This is a genomic window from Treponema sp. OMZ 788, from assembly GCF_024181245.1.
In the GTDB taxonomy this organism is placed as follows: Bacteria; Spirochaetota; Spirochaetia; order Treponematales; family Treponemataceae; genus Treponema_B.
The window spans coordinates 703,643-725,870 of the sequence record NZ_CP051199.1; the positions used below are offsets into that span (position 1 = coordinate 703,643).

General features: G+C 38.1%; 27 protein-coding genes and 1 riboswitch. Of the genes, 15 read left to right on the plus strand and 12 right to left on the minus strand.

Annotated features, from left to right (window positions below; genetic code table 11):
- Positions 1-31 precede the first annotated feature (31 nt).
- The 6 genes from E4O00_RS03265 to xseB all read right to left on the minus strand — a co-directional run bounded on the left by E4O00_RS03265 (position 32) and on the right by xseB (position 4,605).
- Positions 32-334: a hypothetical protein gene (locus tag E4O00_RS03265; protein ID WP_253678557.1), complete on the minus strand. Its 303-nt coding sequence runs from the start codon at positions 332-334 to the stop codon at positions 32-34.
- Positions 335-633: 299 nt separating this feature from the next.
- On the minus strand, positions 634-903 hold the full coding sequence (locus E4O00_RS03270) for a hypothetical protein (protein ID WP_253678558.1): 270 nt from the start codon (positions 901-903) through the stop codon (positions 634-636).
- A 108-nt stretch (positions 904-1,011) separates the two neighbouring features.
- Positions 1,012-2,109, minus strand: coding sequence for a DUF8086 family protein (locus tag E4O00_RS03275; protein ID WP_253678559.1), 1,098 nt, complete (start codon positions 2,107-2,109; stop codon positions 1,012-1,014).
- A 25-nt stretch (positions 2,110-2,134) separates the two neighbouring features.
- Positions 2,135-2,512, minus strand: a complete 378-nt coding sequence (locus tag E4O00_RS03280; RefSeq protein WP_253678560.1) for a RidA family protein — start codon at positions 2,510-2,512, stop codon at positions 2,135-2,137.
- A gap of 69 nt (positions 2,513-2,581) precedes the next feature.
- Positions 2,582-4,357 (minus strand): DNA mismatch repair endonuclease MutL, encoded by a 1,776-nt coding sequence (gene mutL / locus E4O00_RS03285; RefSeq protein ID WP_253678561.1) that lies wholly within the window; start codon positions 4,355-4,357, stop codon positions 2,582-2,584.
- 11 nt (positions 4,358-4,368) lie between these two features.
- Complete coding sequence (xseB, locus tag E4O00_RS03290) at positions 4,369-4,605, minus strand: exodeoxyribonuclease VII small subunit (RefSeq protein ID WP_253678562.1); 237 nt, start codon at positions 4,603-4,605, stop codon at positions 4,369-4,371.
- Between the two features lie 106 nt (positions 4,606-4,711).
- Between xseB and E4O00_RS03295 the strand changes: the two genes are divergently transcribed.
- The 12 genes from E4O00_RS03295 to E4O00_RS03350 all read left to right on the plus strand — a co-directional run bounded on the left by E4O00_RS03295 (position 4,712) and on the right by E4O00_RS03350 (position 15,281).
- Positions 4,712-5,329: a hypothetical protein gene (locus E4O00_RS03295; protein WP_253678563.1), complete on the plus strand. Its 618-nt coding sequence runs from the start codon at positions 4,712-4,714 to the stop codon at positions 5,327-5,329.
- Positions 5,330-5,500: 171 nt separating this feature from the next.
- A complete protein-coding gene (locus E4O00_RS03300) occupies positions 5,501-5,704 on the plus strand; it encodes a hypothetical protein (RefSeq protein ID WP_253678564.1) in 204 nt (67 codons plus the stop codon).
- Positions 5,705-5,746: 42 nt separating this feature from the next.
- Complete coding sequence (locus tag E4O00_RS03305; RefSeq protein ID WP_371922711.1) at positions 5,747-6,010, plus strand: FeoA family protein; 264 nt, start codon at positions 5,747-5,749, stop codon at positions 6,008-6,010.
- A gap of 21 nt (positions 6,011-6,031) precedes the next feature.
- Entirely contained in the window at positions 6,032-6,256 is a 225-nt protein-coding gene (locus E4O00_RS03310; RefSeq protein ID WP_253678566.1) for a FeoA family protein, read from the plus strand.
- Between the two features lie 3 nt (positions 6,257-6,259).
- Positions 6,260-9,094, plus strand: coding sequence for a ferrous iron transport protein B (feoB, locus tag E4O00_RS03315; protein WP_253678567.1), 2,835 nt, complete (start codon positions 6,260-6,262; stop codon positions 9,092-9,094).
- Positions 9,095-9,128: 34 nt separating this feature from the next.
- Positions 9,129-9,668, plus strand: a complete 540-nt coding sequence (locus E4O00_RS03320; RefSeq protein ID WP_253678568.1) for a hypothetical protein — start codon at positions 9,129-9,131, stop codon at positions 9,666-9,668.
- 9 nt (positions 9,669-9,677) lie between these two features.
- Positions 9,678-10,688, plus strand: coding sequence for a DUF4198 domain-containing protein (locus tag E4O00_RS03325; RefSeq protein ID WP_253678569.1), 1,011 nt, complete (start codon positions 9,678-9,680; stop codon positions 10,686-10,688).
- A gap of 63 nt (positions 10,689-10,751) precedes the next feature.
- A riboswitch (cobalamin riboswitch) is annotated at positions 10,752-10,964 on the plus strand.
- Between the two features lie 282 nt (positions 10,965-11,246).
- Entirely contained in the window at positions 11,247-12,065 is an 819-nt protein-coding gene (locus tag E4O00_RS03330) for a DUF4198 domain-containing protein (RefSeq protein ID WP_253678570.1), read from the plus strand.
- Positions 12,066-12,076: 11 nt separating this feature from the next.
- Complete coding sequence (locus tag E4O00_RS03335) at positions 12,077-12,259, plus strand: hypothetical protein (RefSeq protein ID WP_253678571.1); 183 nt, start codon at positions 12,077-12,079, stop codon at positions 12,257-12,259.
- An 80-nt stretch (positions 12,260-12,339) separates the two neighbouring features.
- Positions 12,340-13,551 (plus strand): ZinT/AdcA family metal-binding protein, encoded by a 1,212-nt coding sequence (locus E4O00_RS03340; protein ID WP_253678572.1) that lies wholly within the window; start codon positions 12,340-12,342, stop codon positions 13,549-13,551.
- Positions 13,552-13,636: 85 nt separating this feature from the next.
- Entirely contained in the window at positions 13,637-14,860 is a 1,224-nt protein-coding gene (locus E4O00_RS03345) for a ZinT/AdcA family metal-binding protein (RefSeq protein ID WP_253678573.1), read from the plus strand.
- Positions 14,861-14,942: 82 nt separating this feature from the next.
- Positions 14,943-15,281: a hypothetical protein gene (locus E4O00_RS03350; RefSeq protein WP_253678574.1), complete on the plus strand. Its 339-nt coding sequence runs from the start codon at positions 14,943-14,945 to the stop codon at positions 15,279-15,281.
- A gap of 37 nt (positions 15,282-15,318) precedes the next feature.
- Here E4O00_RS03350 and sufU read toward each other — a convergent pair whose 3' ends face one another.
- Together sufU and E4O00_RS03360 are read right to left on the minus strand one after the other, a co-directional pair.
- On the minus strand, positions 15,319-15,762 hold the full coding sequence (sufU, locus tag E4O00_RS03355; RefSeq protein WP_253678575.1) for a Fe-S cluster assembly sulfur transfer protein SufU: 444 nt from the start codon (positions 15,760-15,762) through the stop codon (positions 15,319-15,321).
- A 26-nt stretch (positions 15,763-15,788) separates the two neighbouring features.
- Positions 15,789-16,991: a SufS family cysteine desulfurase gene (locus E4O00_RS03360; RefSeq protein WP_253678576.1), complete on the minus strand. Its 1,203-nt coding sequence runs from the start codon at positions 16,989-16,991 to the stop codon at positions 15,789-15,791.
- 125 nt (positions 16,992-17,116) lie between these two features.
- Between E4O00_RS03360 and E4O00_RS03365 the strand changes: the two genes are divergently transcribed.
- The 3 genes from E4O00_RS03365 to E4O00_RS03375 all read left to right on the plus strand — a co-directional run bounded on the left by E4O00_RS03365 (position 17,117) and on the right by E4O00_RS03375 (position 18,966).
- On the plus strand, positions 17,117-18,232 hold the full coding sequence (locus tag E4O00_RS03365; RefSeq protein ID WP_253678577.1) for an ISAs1 family transposase: 1,116 nt from the start codon (positions 17,117-17,119) through the stop codon (positions 18,230-18,232).
- A gap of 145 nt (positions 18,233-18,377) precedes the next feature.
- Positions 18,378-18,632, plus strand: a complete 255-nt coding sequence (locus tag E4O00_RS03370; RefSeq protein ID WP_253678578.1) for a type II toxin-antitoxin system RelE family toxin — start codon at positions 18,378-18,380, stop codon at positions 18,630-18,632.
- Entirely contained in the window at positions 18,616-18,966 is a 351-nt protein-coding gene (locus E4O00_RS03375) for a helix-turn-helix domain-containing protein (protein ID WP_253678579.1), read from the plus strand. Before E4O00_RS03370 ends, E4O00_RS03375 begins: the two co-directional genes overlap by 17 nt.
- Positions 18,967-19,268: 302 nt before the next feature.
- On the opposite strand, the gene nadS is transcribed toward E4O00_RS03375, so the two are convergent.
- From nadS to E4O00_RS03395, 4 genes are all read right to left on the minus strand, one after another.
- Positions 19,269-19,580, minus strand: a complete 312-nt coding sequence (nadS, locus tag E4O00_RS03380) for a NadS family protein (protein WP_253678580.1) — start codon at positions 19,578-19,580, stop codon at positions 19,269-19,271.
- Positions 19,581-19,589: 9 nt separating this feature from the next.
- Positions 19,590-19,898, minus strand: coding sequence for a type II toxin-antitoxin system RelE/ParE family toxin (locus E4O00_RS03385; protein ID WP_253678581.1), 309 nt, complete (start codon positions 19,896-19,898; stop codon positions 19,590-19,592).
- A gap of 546 nt (positions 19,899-20,444) precedes the next feature.
- Entirely contained in the window at positions 20,445-21,404 is a 960-nt protein-coding gene (locus E4O00_RS03390; RefSeq protein ID WP_253678582.1) for a BRO family protein, read from the minus strand.
- A 102-nt stretch (positions 21,405-21,506) separates the two neighbouring features.
- A complete protein-coding gene (locus E4O00_RS03395; RefSeq protein WP_253678583.1) occupies positions 21,507-22,193 on the minus strand; it encodes an antA/AntB antirepressor family protein in 687 nt (228 codons plus the stop codon).
- Positions 22,194-22,228 lie beyond the last annotated feature (35 nt).

The window sequence follows — 22,228 nt, forward strand, 5'->3', positions numbered from 1 at the left end:
ACATCCAAAATTAATTATATGCATCGAAATTTTAAATCAGCATACGTATAATTTCCGCCAACTTATCCAGCAAAATCCCTTCTTTATATGTATTATGTGCCAGATGATAAAATTTTAATGCTTTCAGGTGTTCATTTTGTTTTGCGTAGTAGTCGCCGATTCTTGCAAGACCGTCAGAATAGCCGGTTGTAATAAAAATCCTTTCAGCAGCAGCTATGTCCTTTTTATTATAAAGTTCATTACCTCTAAGATTGAGTTTAGCCTTTTGCTCTGATGTCAAGGTTTTTACAGGCAGCTCGCCTGTTTTTATAAAGCCTTCTTTAATTTCTTGCAATATTCTTTCCTTATAAATATACTTATATAAATATTTAAAACTCGTACTGTATCGGCTGTAAAATACTAAGCATTGATTTACAATACTCTAAACATAGCACATTATAAAATGTTACACTCAAGCCTTTATTTTAAGCAGGCAGAACAGATTAATTATAGAACTAATCTTACTTATACAATAAATTATAGTTAATTATACCCTAGCTTTTAATTTAATTCAATAACTAATAGAAGAAAAATATAACCAAAGAGTAGAATTTATTCTGCTCTTTGGTTATTAGGTAAATATATTTTTACATATTATTCATCAAAGTCATCATAATCTAAGTCATCATCGTCATCATCATATTCAAAATCTTCATCGTCAAAATCATCATCGAAATCATCGTCAAAGTCTTCATCATCGTCGAAATCGTCAAAGTCTTCATCAAAATCGTCATCGTCGTCGAAATCGTCAAAGTCATCGTCAAAATCATCATCGAAATCGTCATCATCGTCAAAGTCATCATTGTATGAATCACTAAAAATTAAGGCCTTATCTAATTTTTCCAATTCAAGATTTTCAAGCATAAACAACCCCTTATACTACTATTAATTTATATCTATATGATTATAATAGATGAGAGCTCGCATTTTTGTCAACTAGATAATATCAAATTCTTGTCTTTTTTATATAATTTATTGCGGTATTTTGTGTACCAATAAACCGGAGCGGCCTACTTCGAAAAAACTTTGTTCTTCCCATGCCGAAATTATGGTTCCGTTTTTTATGACAAAGTATGTATAAACAAAGCTATCGGGGAGGGAAGGCAGGGTAGTGTTTTTCCATTCTTGTGTTTCAGGATCCGTATAAAAAAGCCTTCCTGTTTCTAAAAGAACGGCTTTAAAGGCCTTTTGATTGTTTTCATTACCGAATTCGCATATTACGGCTGCGGCTTCAAAGTCTCCTGCATATGAAGTATTGGAATTTTGGTAAAAAATTACCTTTTTTGTTCTTAGATCTTCAGAAAAAAGTTCAGCCTTTATGTTTTTTTCGGTCATCTTGAGAATGTTATCTATGCCGTCCTTATCTCCAACGACGGAATAAGGAGAAGATGCTTGTATAAATTCTTCTTGGCTAATGACGGAGTATTTTCCTTTTAAAAGGTCTTCAAACGAAGAAAATGAAAAATAGTCAAAGCCGACATGATCTTTTTCTTCCGTTTTAAAAGCCGCAAACCATTTTTTTTCGAATTCCAATGCAGAAAGCTGTGAATTGTTTGAGAGTTTAAAGTGTTCCGGGCGGACAATGTTTAAAAGTTCTCCGTTTACGCTATTATACCTAAGGAGGCTTGATGGAGCTTCATCGGGCAGAACATCCGAAAAAACGGTATTTGTATATAATCTTAAAAGGCTTCCGAGGCCGGTTTTATAAAATCCTTCAGCCGTTTTTGTATAAAATTCGCTTTTGAGTTCTATTTTGGGCTCTCGTTCAATGGAGAATGCCGGTAAAATCCCTGCCTTATTTACAAGAAAGAGGGGAGGATCATACATGAGTCCTAAGCCGGATACTCTTAGAGCCTCTGTCCACGGCAGAAAGCCTTGCTCCGGAACTTGTTCGGGAGAGTCTGCTTGTTTTAAGCATGGCACTTCCGATGCTTCATCTTGAGTAAAATAATACCAGGCTGTGCTTATCTGTCTGCTTTCCGCCTCAGTTTTTTCCGGTAAAGATGCTGTTCCGGACTCGGCCTCTTTGTTTGCACAAGCGGCAAATAAGAGGACCGAAGCCAGAAGCACAGGAAAAATCCGTACTTTAATTAAATTATGCAAGGGCGATTACTTCGATTTCGACGAGGGCATCTTTAGGAAGGCGGGCAACCTGTACGGCTGATCTTGCAGGGTGGTTTGATGAACCGAAGATTTCTGCATATACCTCGTTCATTGCAGCAAAGTTATTCATATCGCTTAAAAAAACGGTGGTTTTGATTACCTTTTCGATGCTTGTTCCTGCCTGTTCCAAGATTGCCTTTACATTAAGTAATGACTGGCGTGTCTGGGCCTTAATACCTTCGGGGAAGGCTCCTGTAGCAGGATCCAAGGGAATCTGTCCCGATGTAAATACAAAACCGTTTGCCTTAATTCCCTGAGAGTAGGGGCCGATAGCTGAGGGTGCCTTGTTTGTTGCGATAATTTCTTTCATTTAAAACTCCTTAAAAACAAATTTTATGTGTTTATTTTACCCTTTTAAGGCATCAGAGTCAAGCATAAGTTAAATTCTCTTTATACGCTTAAAAAGCTCTGTGCGGTCGATTATAAAATACAAGGGACGGCCGTGAGGGCAAAGCGGTTCGGGGAGGGCAAAGGTTTTGACCGCTATATTGTATGCAGAGACTGGATCGATTATGTCGCCGTCCTTACAGGCGGTGCGGCAGGCTGAGCTTGCAAGGATGTGGTGCATGAGTCCTGCAGGATCCTTACCTGCTCCTGCAAGGTCTTCTTTTAAATCTTTTTCAGTGCCGTGCCATCTTATGGGAACAGCCCTTATAATCCAAAGGCCTTTTTTTTCTTCATTTATAATAAACCCTGCTTTTTGAAGCTCAGAGAGGTTTAATCTTATTATTTCATCGTCTTTGTCCGATTCCGTTTCGATGCGGTACGGAATTAAAAGCTCCTGAGAGGGGCCTAGACTTGCTTTTAAGTCTTCAAAGAGAATCCGCTCATGGGCTGCGTGCTGGTCTATTATATAGAGGGCATTGTTTTTTTCTACGGCTATAAATGTGCCGCAAAATTGACCTAAAAATTTAAAGTCGGATTTGGGTATATCTTGCGGAGGAGCCGGCACTTTGTGAGCGGCAGCCGATGTGCCGTAAGCAGGGGCTGAGGTCTCAATTTGTTTTATAGGAGAAGCGGGCCAATAGGCAGATGTACGTCCCGGCCAATAGGTTTCTTTCAAGCCGGAGCTATAGCTTTGGTTTAACTCGGCAGCTTCAAATTCTTTTTTTTCGAAGCCTAAATCGGGTGTGTATTCAGGTTCATAGCTTTCCTTTAAAAGATCCGACACGGTTTTTTGCCTGTAAAAAGAACTGATGGACGAGCTTAGGCTGTGATGAATTTCTTTATAATCTTCGAATTTGGCTTCCTTTTTTGCAGGGTGAATATTGAAGTCGACTCTTTCGGGTTCTATATTTAAAAAGACAAAGGCTGCCGGAAAGCCTCCGTTGGGAAAGTATCCTTCAGAGGCATAGCACACGGCTTGAACAAGGCCGTACTCGTTTATCCGCCTTCCGTTTACAAAGATGTAGATATTCCGCTTGTCGGAGCGGACTACCGCAGGGCTTCCTAAAACGGCTGTAAAGCAAAATCCGTCACCCTCTTGGTTTATCTCATAAAAAAGTTCTTCAGGCTCTTTAAAGCCCATGGCGGTAAGGCATCTTTCTTTTAAAGAAGAATGAGCCGGAAGAATGAGCTTATTTATTCCGTCTGCTATATAGCGCATTTCAATATTGTAGTGGGGGAGGGCCTTTTCGACAAAGGTTTGCCGGCATTGGGAAGCCTCGTATTGGGGGCGTTTTAAAAATTTTTTACGGGCAGGGAAGTTTTCAAAAAGGTTTTTAACTTCGACTGTTGTGCCCTTGTTTAGGCGGGCAGGGGAAATCTTTCCCAAAGAAAGTTTCCAGGCGGCAGGGCCTTCACGCGTCGAGGTAATTTCGAGGGAGCTTACCGCCTGTACCGAAGAAAGAGCCTCGCCTCTAAAGCCCAAGCTCCGCAGATGGAGGAGGTCTTCCGCCTCTTCTATCTTGCTTGTGGAATGGGTATGGGTGCAAAGCTCCAAGTCTTCCCTTGTCATACCGCAGCCGTCATCGCTCACCCTGATTGTACTTATTCCGCCTTCTTCAATTTCTACTATAATTTGAGAGGCTCCCGCATCTATCGAGTTATCCAAAAGCTCCCGCACAACAGAGGCCGGCCGTTCGATAACTTCTCCGGCTGCTATTTTACTTGCAGTTTCTTTTGATAAGAGCTTAACGGGCTTGTATTCTCTCATTCGGTTTTCCTCTAGTTTTCTTCTGTAATCGTGAATAGATCAAGTTCAGGTTCTTCTTCAGGCAGTACGGGCTGGTTCAATAAGACTTCAATCTTTCCTTCCATTTTTTCTATATCTTTTTCAAGCCCCTTGGCAAGTTTTATTCCCTCTTCAAATAGGGACAAAGCTTTTTCCAACGGAATATCGGAAGAGCGTATATCGTTACTTATCTTTTCAAGCTTTTCAAGTCTTTCTTCAAATTTCTTCATATGCAGATACTATCCTTTTTTTTGATGAGGGTCAAGTCTGACTTCTAAAATCGGATTGACTTTTTTTTTAAATGAGATATAATAAATGTGTGAGAGGATAAAAGGCATGAGAAAAAATTATTTCTTTTATATTTTTGTTTTAGCTGTTTTTTTTGCAGGCTGTGCTACACTTCCCAAGACTTCGATTCATTCTCAAAGTATTGCTAAAGAAAAAAGAGTTCAGACTCTTGAGTCCGGTTTTGATGTTTCATATACGGTAAGCTATAATTTGAATAAAAGCGAGAAAGACGATTTTATTTCGATTGAGCTTGATTCTCTTTTATATAAGACCCGATTGGATTTTGATTCTTCGGCTTCCTTTAAAACTATTCTTGAATATTTTTTTAAGATAGTTGAAACTGCGAAAAAAGATAATATAAGAAACGGATCCGGCTTACTAGGTTCTACGGAATTATATTGCTTTATAAATTCTAAAATAGATGAAAGCATGGAGCGGTTTTTGATTTTAAATTCAAAAGAAAATCATTTGGAATTCGGATTTTTGTTAAAAGATAATAGTGCTTATTTGGTTGTCAAGTCTTTTATGGCTAAGCCTATCAATCCGAAACATGAATTTATAATTTCTTTTGAAAGTGTGCCTATAAGTTTTGAAGATGCTAAAAGCCTATATAATTTTATGTCGGATCAAGAAAGGATTGAAAAAATTAGAGATAACTTGCCTTAATAGACTTTAGCCGAAAATTGCAGATAGGCGTGAAGCATATACAGGATTGAGAAGAAAATAAATTGAACAAGTAGACAAAAACAGCCGCCGTTTACAGATTTTAACTTTCTTTAAAATTAGGTAGTTTTCTCAAAAATTTAATCTTTGAGTATTTCTGTATGGTGTGCTTTTTTGACTCTGGATTTTATAAATGAATATATTGCAACACAAAAAATCCAAGCCGTCTATGCTTCTCAAGTTTTTGATGAAAGAGAGCTTGAAGATTTAAGTTCCCTTATGGATCTTCCCCACGATGTTTATTATAAAGATGTATGGAATATAGAAGGCTTTATTCCTCTCAGGCTGATCTATACAGGGATGAGAACTAAATTTTAATTTTTTTAATTTTATGCCTTGATTAAAATAAAAAAATGATGTATGCTTCTTACAACATTTTGTGAGAGGACGCTGACATTGGTACCCTTAATTATTTTAAAGGAAGGCGACAGGGCCTCCGTGCTTAAATTTGACGGAACGGGGGCCGAATTTTCCCGTCTTCGCAGTCTCGGAATAGATATTAATACTGAAGTAACCGTCGTTACTTCTCAGGCCGACAAAAAAGGGCCTATTTTGCTTTTGGTAAACGGTTCAAAATATGCGGTAGATTATAATCTTGCTTCCAAAATATTGGTACGTTTATAGATTAAGGTAAAGGAGGTTTAAATGACTCTTGATGAATTGGAGCAGGGGAAAAAAGGAATAATCGAAGACCTTGAGATTTCCGGCATGACCTTACAAAGACTTATAAGTTTAGGGTTTACTCCCGGAGCTGAAGTTTCGGTTGTAAGAAAAGCCCCCCTTTTAGATCCTTTTGATATTTCAATCTGCGGTTCGCTTGTAGCAGTCCGTAAGGACGAAGCTAAAAAAATCATTGTAAAAGAAGTTTAGAATATGAAAAAAGAAAAAATAAATATTGCTTTTGCCGGTCAGCCTAACTCCGGCAAGTCAACCCTATTTAACATGATGACGGGAGCTCATCAGCATGTTGCAAACTATCCGGGCATCACAGTAGAGAAAAAAACGGGAGAGTATTTTGCCCTTGATCAGTCGGTTTTTATTACCGACTTGCCGGGTACTTACAGCCTTACTTCTTATTCGCCTGAAGAAAGAGTAACCCGCAATTTTATTCTGCGTGAAAAACCTGAGCTTTTAGTAAACATTGCCGATGCCTCAAATTTGGAAAGACATCTTTATCTTACATTTCAGCTTTTGGAGATGAATTGCCCCATTGTTATGTATTTAAACAAGATGGATTCTGCAAAAAATTCAGGTCTTCAAATTGATGTAGACAAGGTGTCATCCCTGTTAGGGATTCCTATAATCGCGGGTTCAGCCAAGAAAAAAGAAAAAGTAAACGAATTAAAAGAACTTATTTCGAGAACGGCTGAAAGCTCTGAACCTCAAAAACCCTTTATGCTTACCTATGGTAAGGACATGGAATCCTATTTGGAAAAGATTGTAGAAAAATTAAGGGCTTCTGCAAAGGATGATCTTTTCTCGATTCCTCTAAGATGGCTTGCAATCAAGCTTTGTGAAAAGGATGCAGCGGTTATCGAGGAGGAGGGTAAAAATTTTACAAACTTTGATTCCGTTTTAAATTTTATAAAGGAAATTGAAGCGGAGCACAAGGAAAAGCATAAGCATAGTTTTGAAATAGAAATAGCCCTTGCACGCTCGGCTGCTGCAAAAAAAATTGTTGAAGCTGCGGTTTCAAAAAAAGAGCTTGAACAAAAAGCCGTCGAGACCTTAAACATTAAAAGAAAGGTTTCCGAGGCTGTTGCCGCCATTATTCTTTGTTTTGTAACTTATGAGATTTTGGATTCGCTTTTTTTGCTTTTGCCGATTCAGATATTTGCAAACAACATTCTCCGCTTGGTCCTTAGCATAACCGGAGCTCTTGCCTTTACCGGAGGTGCCGCTATTATCTATACCAAAGGCGGCTCAGGCAGTATAAACTCGACCGACAGAATCGATAAGGTGCTTTGTCACAAGGTTTACGGTCTTTTGATCTTGGTCGAGCTAGTTTTGGTCTTTTATTGGATAACCGTAGTTTTGGGTTATAAGATGACCGATAAGGTTTTCCCGATATTTAAATTTGTACGCACGATAGTGTCTCAGCTTATTTATCCTGACGGCCTTATAAACGAAGGTCCTTTGAGAGGCCTATTTTTAAGCGGAATAATTGACGGTGCAATAATGATTCTAAACTATGTGCCCATCTTTTTCTGCTTGTTTGCCTTAATAGCCTTTTTGGAAGATGTCGGATACATGGCCCGTCTTGCCTTTATCATGGACAGGGTTTTACGCAAGTTCGGTTTACACGGACAGTCAACCCTTCCTATGATTTTGTCTGGCGTTATAATGGGGGGCTGTGTTGTTCCCGGTGTTATGTCCACAAGAACAATCCGTGACGATAAGTCCCGCTTGGTAACTATCCTAATCTTGCCTCTGCTTAACTGTATGGCAAAGATTCCCTTTTATGTTTTAATTACGGGAATATTTTTTACAAGCTATCAATGGATAGTGCTGGGCGGAATTTCATTCTTTACTTTGATTGTGGCCTTGATTGTTGCAAAATATTTCAGCCTCTATGTTGTTCACGGCAGGCCCGAACCCTTTGTTTTGGAGCTTCCGGCTTATAATATGCCGACTTTAAGAGGCGTTTTAATCCGCACCTTTGAACGCTTATGGAGTTTTATAAAAAAAGTTGCGACTACAGTAGTAGCCGTTTCGGTTATAATCTGGGCGGGTGTAAACTTTCCCTCTTTGAACACGGAAAAAACCGCTCAATACGAAGCAAAAAAAGAAGCCTATATTCAGGACTTTGCAGGAAAACTAAATAATTCATATTCCCAATATTTTGCTTCCGAAAAAGGTTTTATAGAATTCCAGCGTTTAAACGAAAAGCTTTATCTATATGATGCCTTAAATTGGTTCGGCGGAGCTAAGGGGACGGAAAGAAATGTAAACAGGCTTTTTTTACAAAATCCCGAATTTACAAAAATAGCCTTAAAGGGAAAAATCGAACTCGGCAGCAATATAGGTGCTTTTAAAAACTACCTTGATATGTATTCTGCTGCAAAAAAAGATTTTGATAAGGCTTATGATGGTGCTCAAGAATTTCAAAAGCCTATTTTAAAGGCTTCCTTTTATGCTTATTGGCAAAAGCTCAATCCTTACTTTTTTGCCCTTGTCAGAACCGGAAAGATAAAAATTTCAGGCACAACCGTAATCGATTCTGAGGCCGCTGCCGCAGCAAAGGCTATACGCCCTGCAAGTGCCGATTTAAAACTTATATCTGTACAGCTGCGAAAAGAAACCTTGGAAAATTCTATTTTGGGTTATCTTGGAAAGGCTATGGAACCAGTCACAAAATATGCAGGTTTTGACTGGAAGGTAAACATTGCTATTTTAGGTTCTTTCGCTGCAAAAGAAGCCCTTGTTTCTACCTTGGGTACTATTTACAGTGTCGAGTCTGCAAGCGAGGATTCGGGCAAGGTTTTGGAAGCCCGCATTCAGGATAAGGAAACGGGGTTGACCCCCTTAGACGGTCTTACCATTATGATTTTGATTGCTCTCTTCCCGCCCTGTATTGCTACCGTTATGGCAACAAAGACCGAGACTCAAAGTGTAGGCTGGACCTTGTTCAGTGTTCTATATCCTGTAGTGCTAAGCTCTCTGGTTGCCGTCCTTGTATTCCAGTTGGGAAGATTGTTCGGTTTTTGATTTTTAAATTATAAATTTTAGAGGAGTTATATAAATGAAAAAAATAAGCATTGTATTTATTTTGATGATGTGTTCTATCCTGCTTTTTGCACATTCGCCCCTATTGACTGTTGAGGATAACGGCGACGGAACTATCTATGTTCAAGGCGGATTTTCAAACGGAGCTACTGCTGCCGGAGTTAAACTTTATCTTACCGATAAAGCTACAGGTCAAAAAATCTGGGAAGGAGAATTCCCCGATGTAGGCGAACTCAATCTGCCTATTCCGAGTGTTCCGTATACTGTAACATTTGATGCAGGTCCCGGTCATATTATTGTAAAGGAAGGACCTGAGCCTGCAGGCGGTTTCGGCAGTCAGGCTGCTGATGCATCGGCAAGCGGAAACGAAGCTCCTGCAGAGGCTGCTCCGGCACAAAAACCTGTTGCTGCTGCCGGTTCCGTAGGATGGGTTCCCATGGATACCGTTTCGGCAATGCCCGCTGTCGGTCCCTCTTTTACGGCAATTTTAGCCCTTGTGCTTGCCGTGATAAATTCGGTACTAATTGTCTTCCTGTTTAAAAAACAAAAAAGGTAGGTGTAAAAAGTGAAAAAGTTATTCTTTTCCGTATTGCTATGCTGTACGGCTTTGAGCCTTTTTGCTCACTTTCAGATTATTTATACTCCGTCTTCCATAATAGAAGATTCAAATAATAAGGTTGATTTTATAATTTCTTTTACCCACCCATTTGAGTCTGGGCTTACAATGGATATAGGTAAGAATGAAGCCGGAGAAGTCAAGGGTTTAAAAGAATTTTATTCCGTTCATAAAGAAGCCAAGACCGATTTAATGTCCTTTTTAAAAAAAGGAGAATTTGAATCCTTAGAAAACAAGGCCTTTGCATATACATTTGAGTTTAATAAGGATACAGGCTTTAAGGGAGGAGGAGACTGGGGCTTGGTTGCCGTTCCTCATCCTTATTTTGAAGCGGCAGATGACGGATATATTCAGCAGATAACAAAGGTATTTATTAATAAGGCCGGACTTTCAACCGATTGGCAGTCGAGGATTGCCGAAGGTTATCCCGAGATACTGCCTTTGGTAAAGCCTTATGAAATCTGGGAGGGAGGCGTTATTCGTGCCCTTGTTCTGGACTCCGAAGGAAATCCCGTGCCCTATGCTCAGGTTGAATTTGAAAATATGAACTATGATGTTGATATGGCAAACAAGAAATTTACCGGAGAACCCAAGCTGCAAAAATCCGGTGCTGGTATGATAATGGCCGATAATACAGGCGTTTTCGAATTTATTCCTCCCTGTCCCGGATATTGGGGCTTTGCCGCCCTCGGTGTAGGTAAGGAAAAGGAATTCTCCGGCAAGGAACTTTCTCAGGATGCCGTTATCTGGTTTGAGGTTAGTAAGATTGAAGATGCTTCAGAAGAGGCTGTTATGCCTGTTGCCCAAGCTCCTGCTGCTGAAGCCGCAAAACCTGAAAAAGCCGGTCCTAAGGATGGCTTTTCTCCTGCTGCCTTGATTATCGTAATTTTACTCTTTGTGGTTATGTTTGCATGGCCTCCTATATTTAAAAAGATTTCGGATAAGGCCGAAAACAAGTAGATAATAAAAGCCGAGCCTCTTTGGGGGCTTGGCTTTTTTTTTAAAATGTTTATAATCATTCTCGAGGTTATAGTCAAATAAGGTTCTTAAATAATTTTAAGATTAAAAGGGAAACAGGTGAAAAACCTGCACAGCCCCCGCTACTGTAATTGAGTTTGTTTATCATAATGCTTGTAATTTATTTATATGGTTAGAAGCATGAGCCACTGTTAATATGGGAAGGCGATAAACTTTAAATCATAAGTCAGGAGACCTGCCTATTTGTGTTACGAATCCTTCGGAGGGAAGGAAAATCGGAAAACTAATTATTATATAGCTCTATCCATGTTTTTCGTTTTTTCTTTATTTATTCTCCGTGTATTTTTAATTAAGAGTTTCCTATAAATTTTTATTGGAGGGCTTGCTTTTTTTTAAGAAATAATATAGATTGTCAGCGATAATTTACATTTAAATTCGAAAAAAGATTTATCCGTGAGTTTTAAGGGGTGCCTTTTTACTCTATCTTTTTTTGAACTTAGATAATGAGTCTTTAGACTAGAATATGTATAGGAGTTTTATATGAAAAAAATTACAGGAATAGTTTTACTTTTATTCTTTGTAGCTATGGCTTCATTTGCTCACTTTCAAATGATTTATACCCCGACTTCAATCGTTGAAGGCAACTCTGTTGATTTTAAGATTGTTTTTACCCATCCTGCCGAATCCGGCCATACAATGGACATCGGTAAAAACGAAGCCGGTGAAATTAAAGGTTTTGAAAAATTCTTTTCTATTCATAAAGAAAAGATGCAGGACCTTATGCCTTCACTAAAGAAAACACAGTTTACAACTTCCGAAAATACAGCTTCGGCTTATGATCTTACCTTGAATAAAGATAACGGTTTTAGAGGAGGCGGAGACTGGGCTCTTATCGCTGTTCCCCATCCTTACTATGAAGGTGCCGAGGATGCATATATCCAGCAGATTACCAAGGTGTTTATAAATAAGGCCGGTCTTGATACTGATTGGAGTGCAAGATGTGCTGAAGGTTACCCCGAAATTATGCCCTTGGTAAAGCCCTATGATGTTTGGGTAGGAGGCATTTTTAGAGGAGTTGTTGTAGATTCAAAAGGTAAGCCCGTTCCCAATGCTGAAATTGAAGTTGAATATATTAACTTTGATGTAGATATGAAGGCAAGCAAATTCGGCGATAAAGCTAAAACCGAGGCTGCTGCAACTATTATTCTTGCAGATAAAAACGGTGTTTTCTCCTTTGTTCCACATAAGGCCGGTTATTGGGGCTTTGCTGCTTTAGGAGCAGGAAGAGCCAAGAAATTTGCCGGTAAAGAACTTTCTCAGGATGCCGTACTCTGGATTGAGGCAATGCCTGTAAAATAAGGAATGTCCTTATGACATTAGGAATGGTCTTGACTATTTCCATAGTTGCAGGTGTTGTTGTCTTACTCATCCGTAAATATTACAGGATATTTAAGGGTAAGGCTTCAGCCTGCAGCTGCGGAGAAAAAAACATCAATCCTAAGAGCGGCTGCGGTTGCGGATGCTGCGGCTGCTCTGCGGAAGAAAAAAAGTAGACTAACTTGCTTTAATTCTGAGTTCTCTTGAATTAAATGTTAGACATATTTAACTTATTAACTTAAAGGAGTTTTATTTTATGGTTAATAAAAGAATCGGTGCAAAGATTGCACTTATTTTGGTTACATTTGCAGTTATATTTACTGCATGTAAGTCTATGCCTGCTGTAGTGGAAGTAAGTCCCGATAAATTGGTAGCAGGACAAGAACTTGCAGCTTGGAAAGGTAAATGGGTTTCTACTTATACGGTAATGAATGATGCGTCATTGAATGCAGCCTATAAGAAGACTGCTGAAGGAATGCCTTATTATACTGAAGGCGGTTTGAAGGCTGCCGTCAAAGATATGTATGGAAGTTCTGTAACCGCTATGAAATTTAACGGTACCAATAAGGTTACTCTTACAATGCAGAAGAAAGACGGTAGTGAATCCAATGTAGTATGTGAATACAAATACATGGGTACGAAGGCTGTTCCCGGTTATGAGGGTTCACTTTGGTATACGTTTGAAGCGGTAAACCCAGGAAAAGAATTGCAGGCTGTAAAAAATATGATTATTATGCCTCCTCATCAACACGGAGATGGTCCTGTTCATTGGCATGTTCGTTTCGGCTACTACGGTTTTGATTGGCTTATAAACGGAGAAAAATCATGGCCTACCTTTGTTCCGGCCTCAACAAAAAAGAACGATATGTTAAAGGGTGCAGAATCTTCAATTGAAACTATGCCTAAATGGACGGATGCAGCTCCCTTTAAGTCTTATGCAGAACACGGAAGGTGGATCAATAGTCTCCTTGTTTTTGAAAATTCAAGCAAAGAGGTTATGGATGTCTATGCTAAGCTCATCAAAGAGTTTGAAGGAAAAAATCCTAAGGGCGGAGACTTTACCAGAGCAGAAATTATTGCAGAATTGCAAAAAAGCGATGACAGTTTAAAAGATTTTACTCATCTTGAGTTTAATATAAAAGACGGAAAAAATGAGCTTATAGTTTTTAAAGGTTCGAAAGAAATCTTCAGATCAAACTATGTAAGAGTTGCGCCCGGCAAGGCAAAGGCTTATATGACAATGAAAGCCGAAAAGAAAGATGCCGGAATGTTCTCTCTTATATCCTTTGTAGTTGTTCATGGTGCTCCTAATTATCACTTCCATTTGTGGTACGGAGCAACCGAAGAGGATATTGCTGCTCAGAGAGGTACCCCTACCTGTTACAAGGTAGATGTTCCTGCCGATATCCGAGCTAGCGGTATTGAAAGATCCGCAAAAAGAACTCTTTCAGCATTAACCGGAAAATAGTTCTGTTATTAAAAATGAAATTGCTGCCGATTGTTTAAATATAAATCGGCAGCATTTAGTCATAATTTTATTTTAAGGAGATGTTATGTCTAATAAAAAAATCGGTGCAAAAATTGCACTTATTTTGATTGCTGTTGCGGTAGCATTTACTGCATGTAAGTCCATGCCTGAAGCCGCTAAGTCGGCTAAGGCTGAAGTTGAAAAACTTATTCCCGGAATGGAATTGGCTGCCTGGAAAGGTGAATGGGTTTCGGTGGATGTTGTAAAAAACGATCCTTCTTTGAAAGAATTATACAAAGAAGCTGCATCAAAGAATTCAAATTATACCCAAGAGGGTATCAAAGATGCTATTGAAGGAAGAAGAAAGACGCCTTTTGCAAGGGTAAAATTTGACGGGACTAATAAGATAAGTTTTACCGTTATTGATGCAGACGGAAAACAAAAAGAGATCGTTGCCGAATATAAATATCTAGGCAAGGTTCCTATGCCCGGTTATGAAGGTTCTTTTTGGGAAACATTTGAGGCTGTAAAAAATGTACGCGGACTTAATATGGCCAAGTATATGATCTGTACTCATCCTCATAGCCATGACGGAGGACAGGTTCACTGGCATGTAAGATTCGGCGGAACGAATATTGATACCCTTGTAAAAAAAGCCGATCCTTCTTATTGGCCTACCTATGTTGCAGGTTCGACAAGCAATGAAAAACTTTTGGAAAATTTTAAAAAATCGATAGAATCAAGTGCTGCCAAACTTCCTGCACCCTTTGCCGTTTATGCTAAAGAAGGAAAATGGATGAACAGCTCCTTAATTTACGATAATACAAGTGCTGAAGTTAATGCTGCTTACGACAAAATCATCAAAGAATTTGCCGGAAAAAATCCTAAGGGCGGAGACTTTACAAAGGCCGAAATCATTTCCGAAATGAAAAAAGCATACGGAACAACAGAGCTTTATACTCACATCGAATTTGTTACCGAGAACGGAAAGAACGAATTTGTCATGTATAAGGACGGAAAAGAAATTTACAGGGCAGCTTATAAGAGAGTTGCCGAAAATGCTGCAAAACCCGGCTTCTTGGCCGTATCTACGGATAAAAAAGATGCCGGAATGTTTAAGACAATTTCTTTTACAAACCCCGGCGGAAGTCCATCTCATTTCCACTTCTGGTATGGTATGACAGATGCTGATTTTGCAAAGATTAAAGGAAAACCGACTTGCATACCTGCAAATTCATCAAACGAAATGATTGCAAAGCGCGTTGAAGGTTCTTGCCGCAAAATTTTAAGCGGACTCATACAAAAATAAATGGATATTCCTCTAAGGTCTGATTGGCTTTAGAGGAACTTATTTGATATTATAATAAAAAATTTTAATAGGAGAAGGAAAGATGAAAAAAAGAACAGCTATTTTTGTTTGTTTTTTAGTATTGGGAGCAGCTCTTTTGTTTGCTCATGCCCCGATGTTGCTTTGCTATGACAATGGTGACGGAACCTTTATCTGTGAAGGCGGTTTTTCTGACGGCTCACCCGCTGCAGGTACCGAAATACGCATTGAAAACCCCAAGGAAAAGGATCCCAAAAAAAAGGTTATTCTTAAGACCAAGCTTGATAAAAACAATGAGGTTATCATTAAATATGCCGACATCAAGGTAAAAGACTTTGTGATTATCTTTGATGCAGGCCCCGGCCATATTGTAAAAGTAAAATCAAGCGATATCGAAAAATAAGCCTTGGTTTTGCTGTTTATTAAAAAGGGACTTTGTTTTACACTGTCCCTTTTTTTTCGTTTAAAAGAACATCGGCTGAGTGCCAGCTTAAAGTTGCACATTTTATGCGGGCAGGCATTTGGGCAAAGTATTCCAAGATTTGAGCATCTTCCAGTTCTTCCTTTTCTTCTTCAGAAACTTCTTTCCCGTTCATCATCTTAAAAAATATTTCTACCTTGCGTTTGCCTTCTTCGGCTTTTTTTCCTTTTATAAGTTCGATGAGCATATTTGTAGAAGCCGTAGAAATTGCACAGCCCCTTCCCAAAAAAGAAGCTTCTTCAATGATTCCGTCTTTTTCCCTGATGAGGAGGGTAAGGTCATCGCCGCATGAGGGGTTATGACCTCTTTCTATCTTTACGCCTTCGCCCGAAAGTTCCCGGCAGTTTTCTTTTTTTCTGGAATATTCTAAAATCATTTCCTGATAAATTGTATCTATATCCATTTATGTTTCCTTATCAATATTCTTTTTTAATCCTTTAAAAAAACGCTTTTTACTTTTTTTAATGCCGTTATCATAACGTCTATGTCTTCTTTTGTGTTAAAAATAGAAAAACTTGCACGGCAGCAGGAGTTTATGTTTAAGTGCGCCATGAGGGGCTGAGTACAATGATGACCGCTTCTTACCATGACTCCGTACTCGTTTAAGATATAGGAAGTGTCGTGCGAGTGTACATCTTTTACGTTAAAAGCGATTATGCCTGCCCGCTCCGGAGCATCGGTTCCGTAGGTTTCAACAAAGTCAAGTTTTTTTAATTCCGAAAGAGCGTAATCGTCCAATTCTTTTACGGTTTTTTCTATATTGGAATAGCTGATTTTTTCGATATATTCTATTGCGTGTTTAAGAGAAACTATGGCAGAAGTGTCATGGGTACCGCCCTCGTATTTATAAGGGGCTTCCTTAAACTCGCTTGATTCTTCCGTGACAAAATTGATCATATCTCCCCCGTATAAAAAGGGAGGCATCTTGTCCAAGAGCTCTTTTTTTCCGTAAAGCACTCCGACCCCGAAGTCGGAAAAAATCTTATGGCCCGAAAAAACCAAAAAATCGCAGTCAAGGGCCGATACGTTCTGCCTGTAGTGAGCTATCGATTGGGCTGCATCGACTACAACAACGGCTCCGTTTTCATGGGCGAGTTTTATAACATCTTCTACAGGGTTTATAATTCCGGTTGCATTTACCACGCTTGAAAGGGCAACAACCTTCGTTTTAGCTGAAAGTTTTGCTTTAAAGTCATTCATGTCCAAGGTGCCGTTTTTATTTAGGTAGATAAATTTTAGGTCTGCCCCTGTTTGTTTTGCAACGAACTGCCACGGTACAAGATTTGCGTGATGGTTTGATACAGCCAATAGAATTTCATCTCCGCTTTTAAGCTGCGATAAGCCGTAGCAATAAGCAACTATATTGAGAGCTTCGGTAGAATTTTTTGTAAATATAATGCTTTCTATTTTATCTGCCCCGATAAACTCCGCCGTTTTTTTTCTTGTTTCTTCAACCAAAATGGAAGAAGCTATTGCAAGGGAATGAGAGCCCCGCCCCGCATTCCCGTTTGAGTGTAAAAAATATTCTTTAACGCCTTCGATAACCTGTACAGGCCTTTGTGCCGTTGCCGATGAATCCAAATAATGAATGTTAGGATTTTGCATAAGCAAGGGAAAATCGCTTTTATACATCTTTTATGCTCCTTAAAGCCGCATCTAAAGTTCCTGTTATTTTACAAAAAAATCGGCCTTTTGTCCAGCAATGGGGGAAAGCCTACACGGCTTACGCATGAAAAAAAATAGCCGATATTTAAAGTATGAAAACATTAAAAGAATATTTTAGCGAGCTGAACGATAATCGTCAGTCGGGCAAAGTAAAGCACTTAATCAGTGAAATATTGGTAATAGCACTGTGTGCTGTTTGTAGCGGAGTTCAAACTGTATTTGAAATAGGGGAATTTGCCGAAGTAAAAAAGGATTGGCTAAAAAATGAGGTAGGACTCTTGTTAGAAAATGGCGTTCCTTCGCACGACACCATAGGAAGAGTCCTTGCGATGATTAATCCCAAACAATTTCAAAACCTTTTTATCTCGTGGATTGAACAATCCCTTAATATTCCAGCAGGTTCATACATTCACATTGATGGAAAAACATTACGTGGAAGTGCAAGTGAACAAAGTAGAGGTATTCATTTGGTAAGTGCATTCGCTCACGAAGCGGGAGTTGTACTAGGACAAATAAAATGTGCTGAAAAATCGAATGAAATCACAGCAATTCCTGAACTCCTTAACCTTTTAAAACTAAAAAGCTCGATAATTACTATAGATGCCATGGGTTGTCAAAAAGAAATAGCAAAAGAAATCACAAAGAAAAAATGTGATTATGTATTGGCTCTAAAAGAAAATCAACCGGCAGCGTATAATGATGTAAAAGATTATTTTTCTATAGAAGATAAAGACTTTCAAAACACACTTTTAAGATTTGAAACCTTGGATATCGGGCATGGCAGAGAAGAAAAAAGAGAATACTTTCTTTCAAGTAATATAAACTGGTTTGCAGATAAGAATAAATGGGCAAATTTAAAGAGTTTTGGAATGGTCAAAAGCACTGTAAGGTGCAAAGGCAAACAATACAGTGAAAAGCGTTACTTTATTAGCAGTATAGAGGATATAAATGAGTTTGTAACAGCTGTAAGAACACATTGGACAATAGAAAACACCTTACACTGGTCGCTGGATGTAATATTTAGAGACGATGAATGTCAAATTCGAGAAAAAAATACTGCTGAAAACATAGCAATTTTAAGGAGGATTTGCTTTAATCGAATGAAAATGTATCAAAACGGTAAAACTCTGAAAAGGAAGAAAATGCTTTGTACTTTTGATGATTCATTTAGGTTTAATGTTTTATTTAGCTCAGGAATTCATGCGTAAGCCGTGGAAAGCCTATAAGGTGCATTATAGACGAAGCAGTCCGCAACCCCGACCTTTTGCAAAAATGCTTGTAAGAGGTAGTAAATTTTGAAGAAAAAATATAAACAAGATTGACATAATACTTATAATAACCTATAATACTTATATGATAAAAATTGAATGGAAAAACAAGGCAACAAAACAATTCTTAAAGCTCCCGCAGGAGCAGCAAATTCAAATAGCCGATGGCGTTGATGTCTTGTATAATTTTCCTAATGTTCAAAATGTAAAAACTTTGAAAAATCATAAATACCAATACCGTCTTAGAATTGGACGCTTTAGGATATTATTTAATTTTCGCAAAGTGATCGAAATAATTTCAATTGAGGAGGTTAAAAAAAGAGATGACAACACTTACTAACATTCAATTTATTAAAAATCAGGCAGGAGTACCGGAATATGCAATCGTCCCCTTTAAGGTTTTTCAAACCTTAATCAACGGCAACACAAAGGAACTTACCGAGGAAAAAACAATACCTCACGAAATAATAAAAAACATTGCTCACCAAGGTATAAGTCCCGTTCAAGCATGGCGGGAATACCTCGGTCTTACGCAGGCACAAGTAGCTGAAAAAATCGGTATAAGCCAGGCAGCCTATTGCCAAATGGAAAAAGCAAAAAGAATCCGCAAAACGACCAAGCTAAAAATTGCTTCAGCTTTTGATATTGACTACAGCCAAATAAATATTTTTTAATTAAACTAGAAAAAACTTAAAGAAATTATGACTGGGCATTTTCTTTAAGCTTGCGAAGAGAATTTTACCTTATTTTTATCTTGACCTTTTTTATATTTTAGACTATACGGTACGCGGAGGCGGCTGGAGCGACGGCCTCTGTTTCCGTTGGCTTGCCGGCCCCTAGGCAGAATATCAAAGTGAGAAGTACAAAGTACGAAGAGCAAAGTTTGACATTCGTACTTCCAATCGTTCGTCCTTCGACATTCTCACTTTGCACTTTCCTTTATTCGTACTTTGGCATTCCTAAAGGACATACATTTTTAACCGCCTTGCAGTACACTTTCTACATATTGGGGATTAGCCGAAACAATTTTAAGGAGAGATAATGCCGCCCCGTCAGGTTTACGCCGTCCTTGTTCCCAGTTTCGTAGGGTTCCTATACTGATATTAAGCATAGCGGCAAATTCTTCTTGTGTTTTATTTGTCTTATCACGTATTTTAGCAATATCTAAAGGCTCTATTTCAAAAACCCTTGAAGGGATGATTTCTCCTTTTTCAATTAAAACAGCTTCTTTTACGCTTTGGAGTAATTCAGTAAACATCTCATCACTCATTTTTTTTCTTTTAAACATAAAAACTCCTTATAAATCTTTAATAAAACTTGCCAGCATATTTATTTGTTTTTTTGTAATATTCTCCGCATCGCTTTTTGAATAAGCAAATAGCAAATATATCTTTGTTTCAGTTTTTATAAAATAGATAATCCTAACACCGCCGCTTTTTCCCGTATTCTTTTTACCCCATCTTATTTTTCGTATTCCTGCGCCTCCTTTAATCAACTTACCTTTTAATGGATTGCATACTAGATATTCTTTAAATTGTTTATACGTATCTTCATCCAGTAATTTATTTATTTGTTTTGTAAAAACAGGCGTTTCTATAATCTTCATATCTTATTATACGCCATTGGCGTAAGTCTGTCAATGCTGATTAAACACTTATTAAAATAAAAAGGAAAAACAAGCTGAATTTACAAAATTTTGTCATATTAAAAAATTGGATTTGTTTTTAAAAGAAAAGAAATGGGCGCTGACGGGATCGAACCGCCGACATTCTGGGTGTAAACTAATAACATTTAACTTGCTATATACATCCATACCTTGCTGATGACTATATAATAAGAAGATAAAAAAGTCAAGTCTTGCTATAGCCGTCTGCATTACTTGACTTTTTTATTGACTTAACTGTCAGGGATTTTTGTATAGAATATTAAAAGGGTGTCGCTTTTTTCTACCCCCTTTTTTTCTAGGAATACCCTAAAAAATTCTTAGGGTATTCCTAGAAATTTTTTTGCTTCCCAAATTTGGAGAGCAAGATTTTAGCTTTTTTTACATTTTCACAGGAATTTTCGCCAAATTTGGCGAAAATTCCCAAGTCCTTTTTGAGCTCGCCAAATTTAGCGAGCTCAAAATTTTTTTGTTAAAAAATCTTCACCTTCAACAAACACCGCATGTATCGACCAGACGAAATCCCCAAAATACATCAATATTTTTATTTTTCTCAAATGTAAACTGCGGATATATAGCTCTAAAGCGTTCCAAAAACTCGGCTTTTGGGTACTTAGCGTGAGTATCGTATTTGAATAAGTCCCAAACATCGATAGCTTTTGTATAAACGGCCGTAGGAACGGAATCGTCTACATGTTTTTTATAAAAAATATATATATCTTCGTCCAATTGCGAGTTTATAGTCCGATATTCTACAACTTTCGGCTCGGAAGTTATTTTTAATATGGTGCTTTTAAATTCTGCTAAGTCCTCAAGAGCCTTTTCCATTCGTTCAAGCCTATCGTTAAAAGCCCCTGTAACATCGTATGCCCCATTTTTGCGAATACTCGGTAAAACCTCGGAAGTAACCCATTTTCTAAACTTTTTAGCCTCCGGCTTATTGGAACGCAAAATAAGCGTATACAAACCCGATTCATTGATGATATTCATATTCGGATTCCCGCCTTTAGGGGAGGTTCCGTCGGAAATTCCGACGGAACCCCTTTCATCATCATCTAAAAAACTAATAGCATCACGAGGATTTTTAATATCTAAAACATCACAAACATCCTTAGCTATCCACCATTGCTCATTATTGATTGTAAGCGTTCTAACCGTAAAACCGTTAAAACTAAGCGGTAAAAGGCTGTTTTCATGCGTTTTAAGGGCTTTTTTAGCCTCAAGAGCGTGATTTTCTTCAAGCATAGCCGCTAAAGTCTTATTACCGCCTCCATCGCCGATTATAGCCAATGTTTCTTCAAGAGAAAAATCAGAAGCAATTCCATGCCCTGATTTTTTTAATTTGCTTTTAATATCTGACTGCATTTTGCAGTCAGATATATTGCGTGTCCATCGTAATATTGTAGTATCATCAACACCGCACAATTCCGCAATTTCTTTAATTGTCATTCTCCAACTCCTTAATTTTTATTTTGTCCCGATACGAAAAGTTTTCGTATCAGCTTTTTATACAAAAAGCACTATAGGAATTTCCCATAGTGCTTTATTCAATCATTTTATCATACAACCCCTAAAAAGAGCTTTATATTTACGCCTTGTATCGAGGCGTATTTCCGGAAAAGCGAGCGGCAATTCATACATAAACTTATGAGAATCAATTTCAACCTTAAACATACCTTTAAAAATCTTGAAAAGTGTCTGAACTTCGACATAATTACCATCTTTTCCCGTTATTTCAAGGAATTTACCGCCGAAATATAGCATCGCCGTCTTAGGATCGGTTATTTCAGGCTGTGCAGAAATTTGTAATTGTCCTTTTTTAATATCTGTAAGGGCTTTTCTAATCTCGGAAAGCTCATTTTTTAACTCCGTATGCATTGGAATTTTCCCTGAAATAGCTATTTCTCTGAATTTTTTCTCAACTTTAATAAGATAGCGCCGAATTTCCCTGCCTGCTTCGTTATTTTCAACCATAGCTAGCTCTTTTGCCATATCTAGTGTCAAAAAATATTCAAGTTTATTATTACCACCCCAACCGTTTTGAATCTTGCTCGCCAAATTTGGCGAGCAAGATTTACTGTCTTTGAAAAAATCTTCTCCCTCAATAAAACCGTATTTTTCAATCCTGTCTTTAATCCAATTTGAAAAATCTTTTCCAACCTGTAGGGATTCATGCAAATCACGGGCATTTATAAGCTGATCCCCATCTTTTTCTGTAATTTTAATAAGTTCATTCATTTTCTTTCTCCTTAATTTTTGTAGTTTTAAACCTT

What these genes read in the sequence shown, in the direction of transcription:
- E4O00_RS03345 (WP_253678573.1), top strand. Translation starts at nt 13,637, where the DNA reads ATGTCTAATAAAAAAATCGGTGCAAAAATTGCACTTATTTTGATTGCT.
- E4O00_RS03330 (WP_253678570.1), top strand. Translation starts at nt 11,247, where the DNA reads ATGAAAAAAATTACAGGAATAGTTTTACTTTTATTCTTTGTAGCTATG.
- E4O00_RS03395 (WP_253678583.1), bottom strand. Translation starts at nt 22,193, where the DNA reads ATGAATGAACTTATTAAAATTACAGAAAAAGATGGGGATCAGCTTATA.
- feoB (WP_253678567.1), top strand. Translation starts at nt 6,260, where the DNA reads ATGAAAAAAGAAAAAATAAATATTGCTTTTGCCGGTCAGCCTAACTCC.
- sufU (WP_253678575.1), bottom strand. Translation starts at nt 15,762, where the DNA reads ATGGATATAGATACAATTTATCAGGAAATGATTTTAGAATATTCCAGA.
- E4O00_RS03350 (WP_253678574.1), top strand. Translation starts at nt 14,943, where the DNA reads ATGAAAAAAAGAACAGCTATTTTTGTTTGTTTTTTAGTATTGGGAGCA.
- mutL (WP_253678561.1), bottom strand. Translation starts at nt 4,357, where the DNA reads ATGAGAGAATACAAGCCCGTTAAGCTCTTATCAAAAGAAACTGCAAGT.
- xseB (WP_253678562.1), bottom strand. Translation starts at nt 4,605, where the DNA reads ATGAAGAAATTTGAAGAAAGACTTGAAAAGCTTGAAAAGATAAGTAAC.
- E4O00_RS03365 (WP_253678577.1), top strand. Translation starts at nt 17,117, where the DNA reads ATGAAAACATTAAAAGAATATTTTAGCGAGCTGAACGATAATCGTCAG.
- E4O00_RS03310 (WP_253678566.1), top strand. Translation starts at nt 6,032, where the DNA reads ATGACTCTTGATGAATTGGAGCAGGGGAAAAAAGGAATAATCGAAGAC.
- E4O00_RS03270 (WP_253678558.1), bottom strand. Translation starts at nt 903, where the DNA reads ATGCTTGAAAATCTTGAATTGGAAAAATTAGATAAGGCCTTAATTTTT.
- nadS (WP_253678580.1), bottom strand. Translation starts at nt 19,580, where the DNA reads ATGTTTAAAAGAAAAAAAATGAGTGATGAGATGTTTACTGAATTACTC.
- E4O00_RS03385 (WP_253678581.1), bottom strand. Translation starts at nt 19,898, where the DNA reads ATGAAGATTATAGAAACGCCTGTTTTTACAAAACAAATAAATAAATTA.
- E4O00_RS03320 (WP_253678568.1), top strand. Translation starts at nt 9,129, where the DNA reads ATGAAAAAAATAAGCATTGTATTTATTTTGATGATGTGTTCTATCCTG.
- E4O00_RS03390 (WP_253678582.1), bottom strand. Translation starts at nt 21,404, where the DNA reads ATGACAATTAAAGAAATTGCGGAATTGTGCGGTGTTGATGATACTACA.
- E4O00_RS03370 (WP_253678578.1), top strand. Translation starts at nt 18,378, where the DNA reads ATGATAAAAATTGAATGGAAAAACAAGGCAACAAAACAATTCTTAAAG.
- E4O00_RS03295 (WP_253678563.1), top strand. Translation starts at nt 4,712, where the DNA reads ATGAGAAAAAATTATTTCTTTTATATTTTTGTTTTAGCTGTTTTTTTT.
- E4O00_RS03375 (WP_253678579.1), top strand. Translation starts at nt 18,616, where the DNA reads ATGACAACACTTACTAACATTCAATTTATTAAAAATCAGGCAGGAGTA.
- E4O00_RS03335 (WP_253678571.1), top strand. Translation starts at nt 12,077, where the DNA reads ATGACATTAGGAATGGTCTTGACTATTTCCATAGTTGCAGGTGTTGTT.
- E4O00_RS03360 (WP_253678576.1), bottom strand. Translation starts at nt 16,991, where the DNA reads ATGTATAAAAGCGATTTTCCCTTGCTTATGCAAAATCCTAACATTCAT.
- E4O00_RS03340 (WP_253678572.1), top strand. Translation starts at nt 12,340, where the DNA reads ATGGTTAATAAAAGAATCGGTGCAAAGATTGCACTTATTTTGGTTACA.
- E4O00_RS03305 (WP_371922711.1), top strand. Translation starts at nt 5,747, where the DNA reads ATGCTTCTTACAACATTTTGTGAGAGGACGCTGACATTGGTACCCTTA.
- E4O00_RS03280 (WP_253678560.1), bottom strand. Translation starts at nt 2,512, where the DNA reads ATGAAAGAAATTATCGCAACAAACAAGGCACCCTCAGCTATCGGCCCC.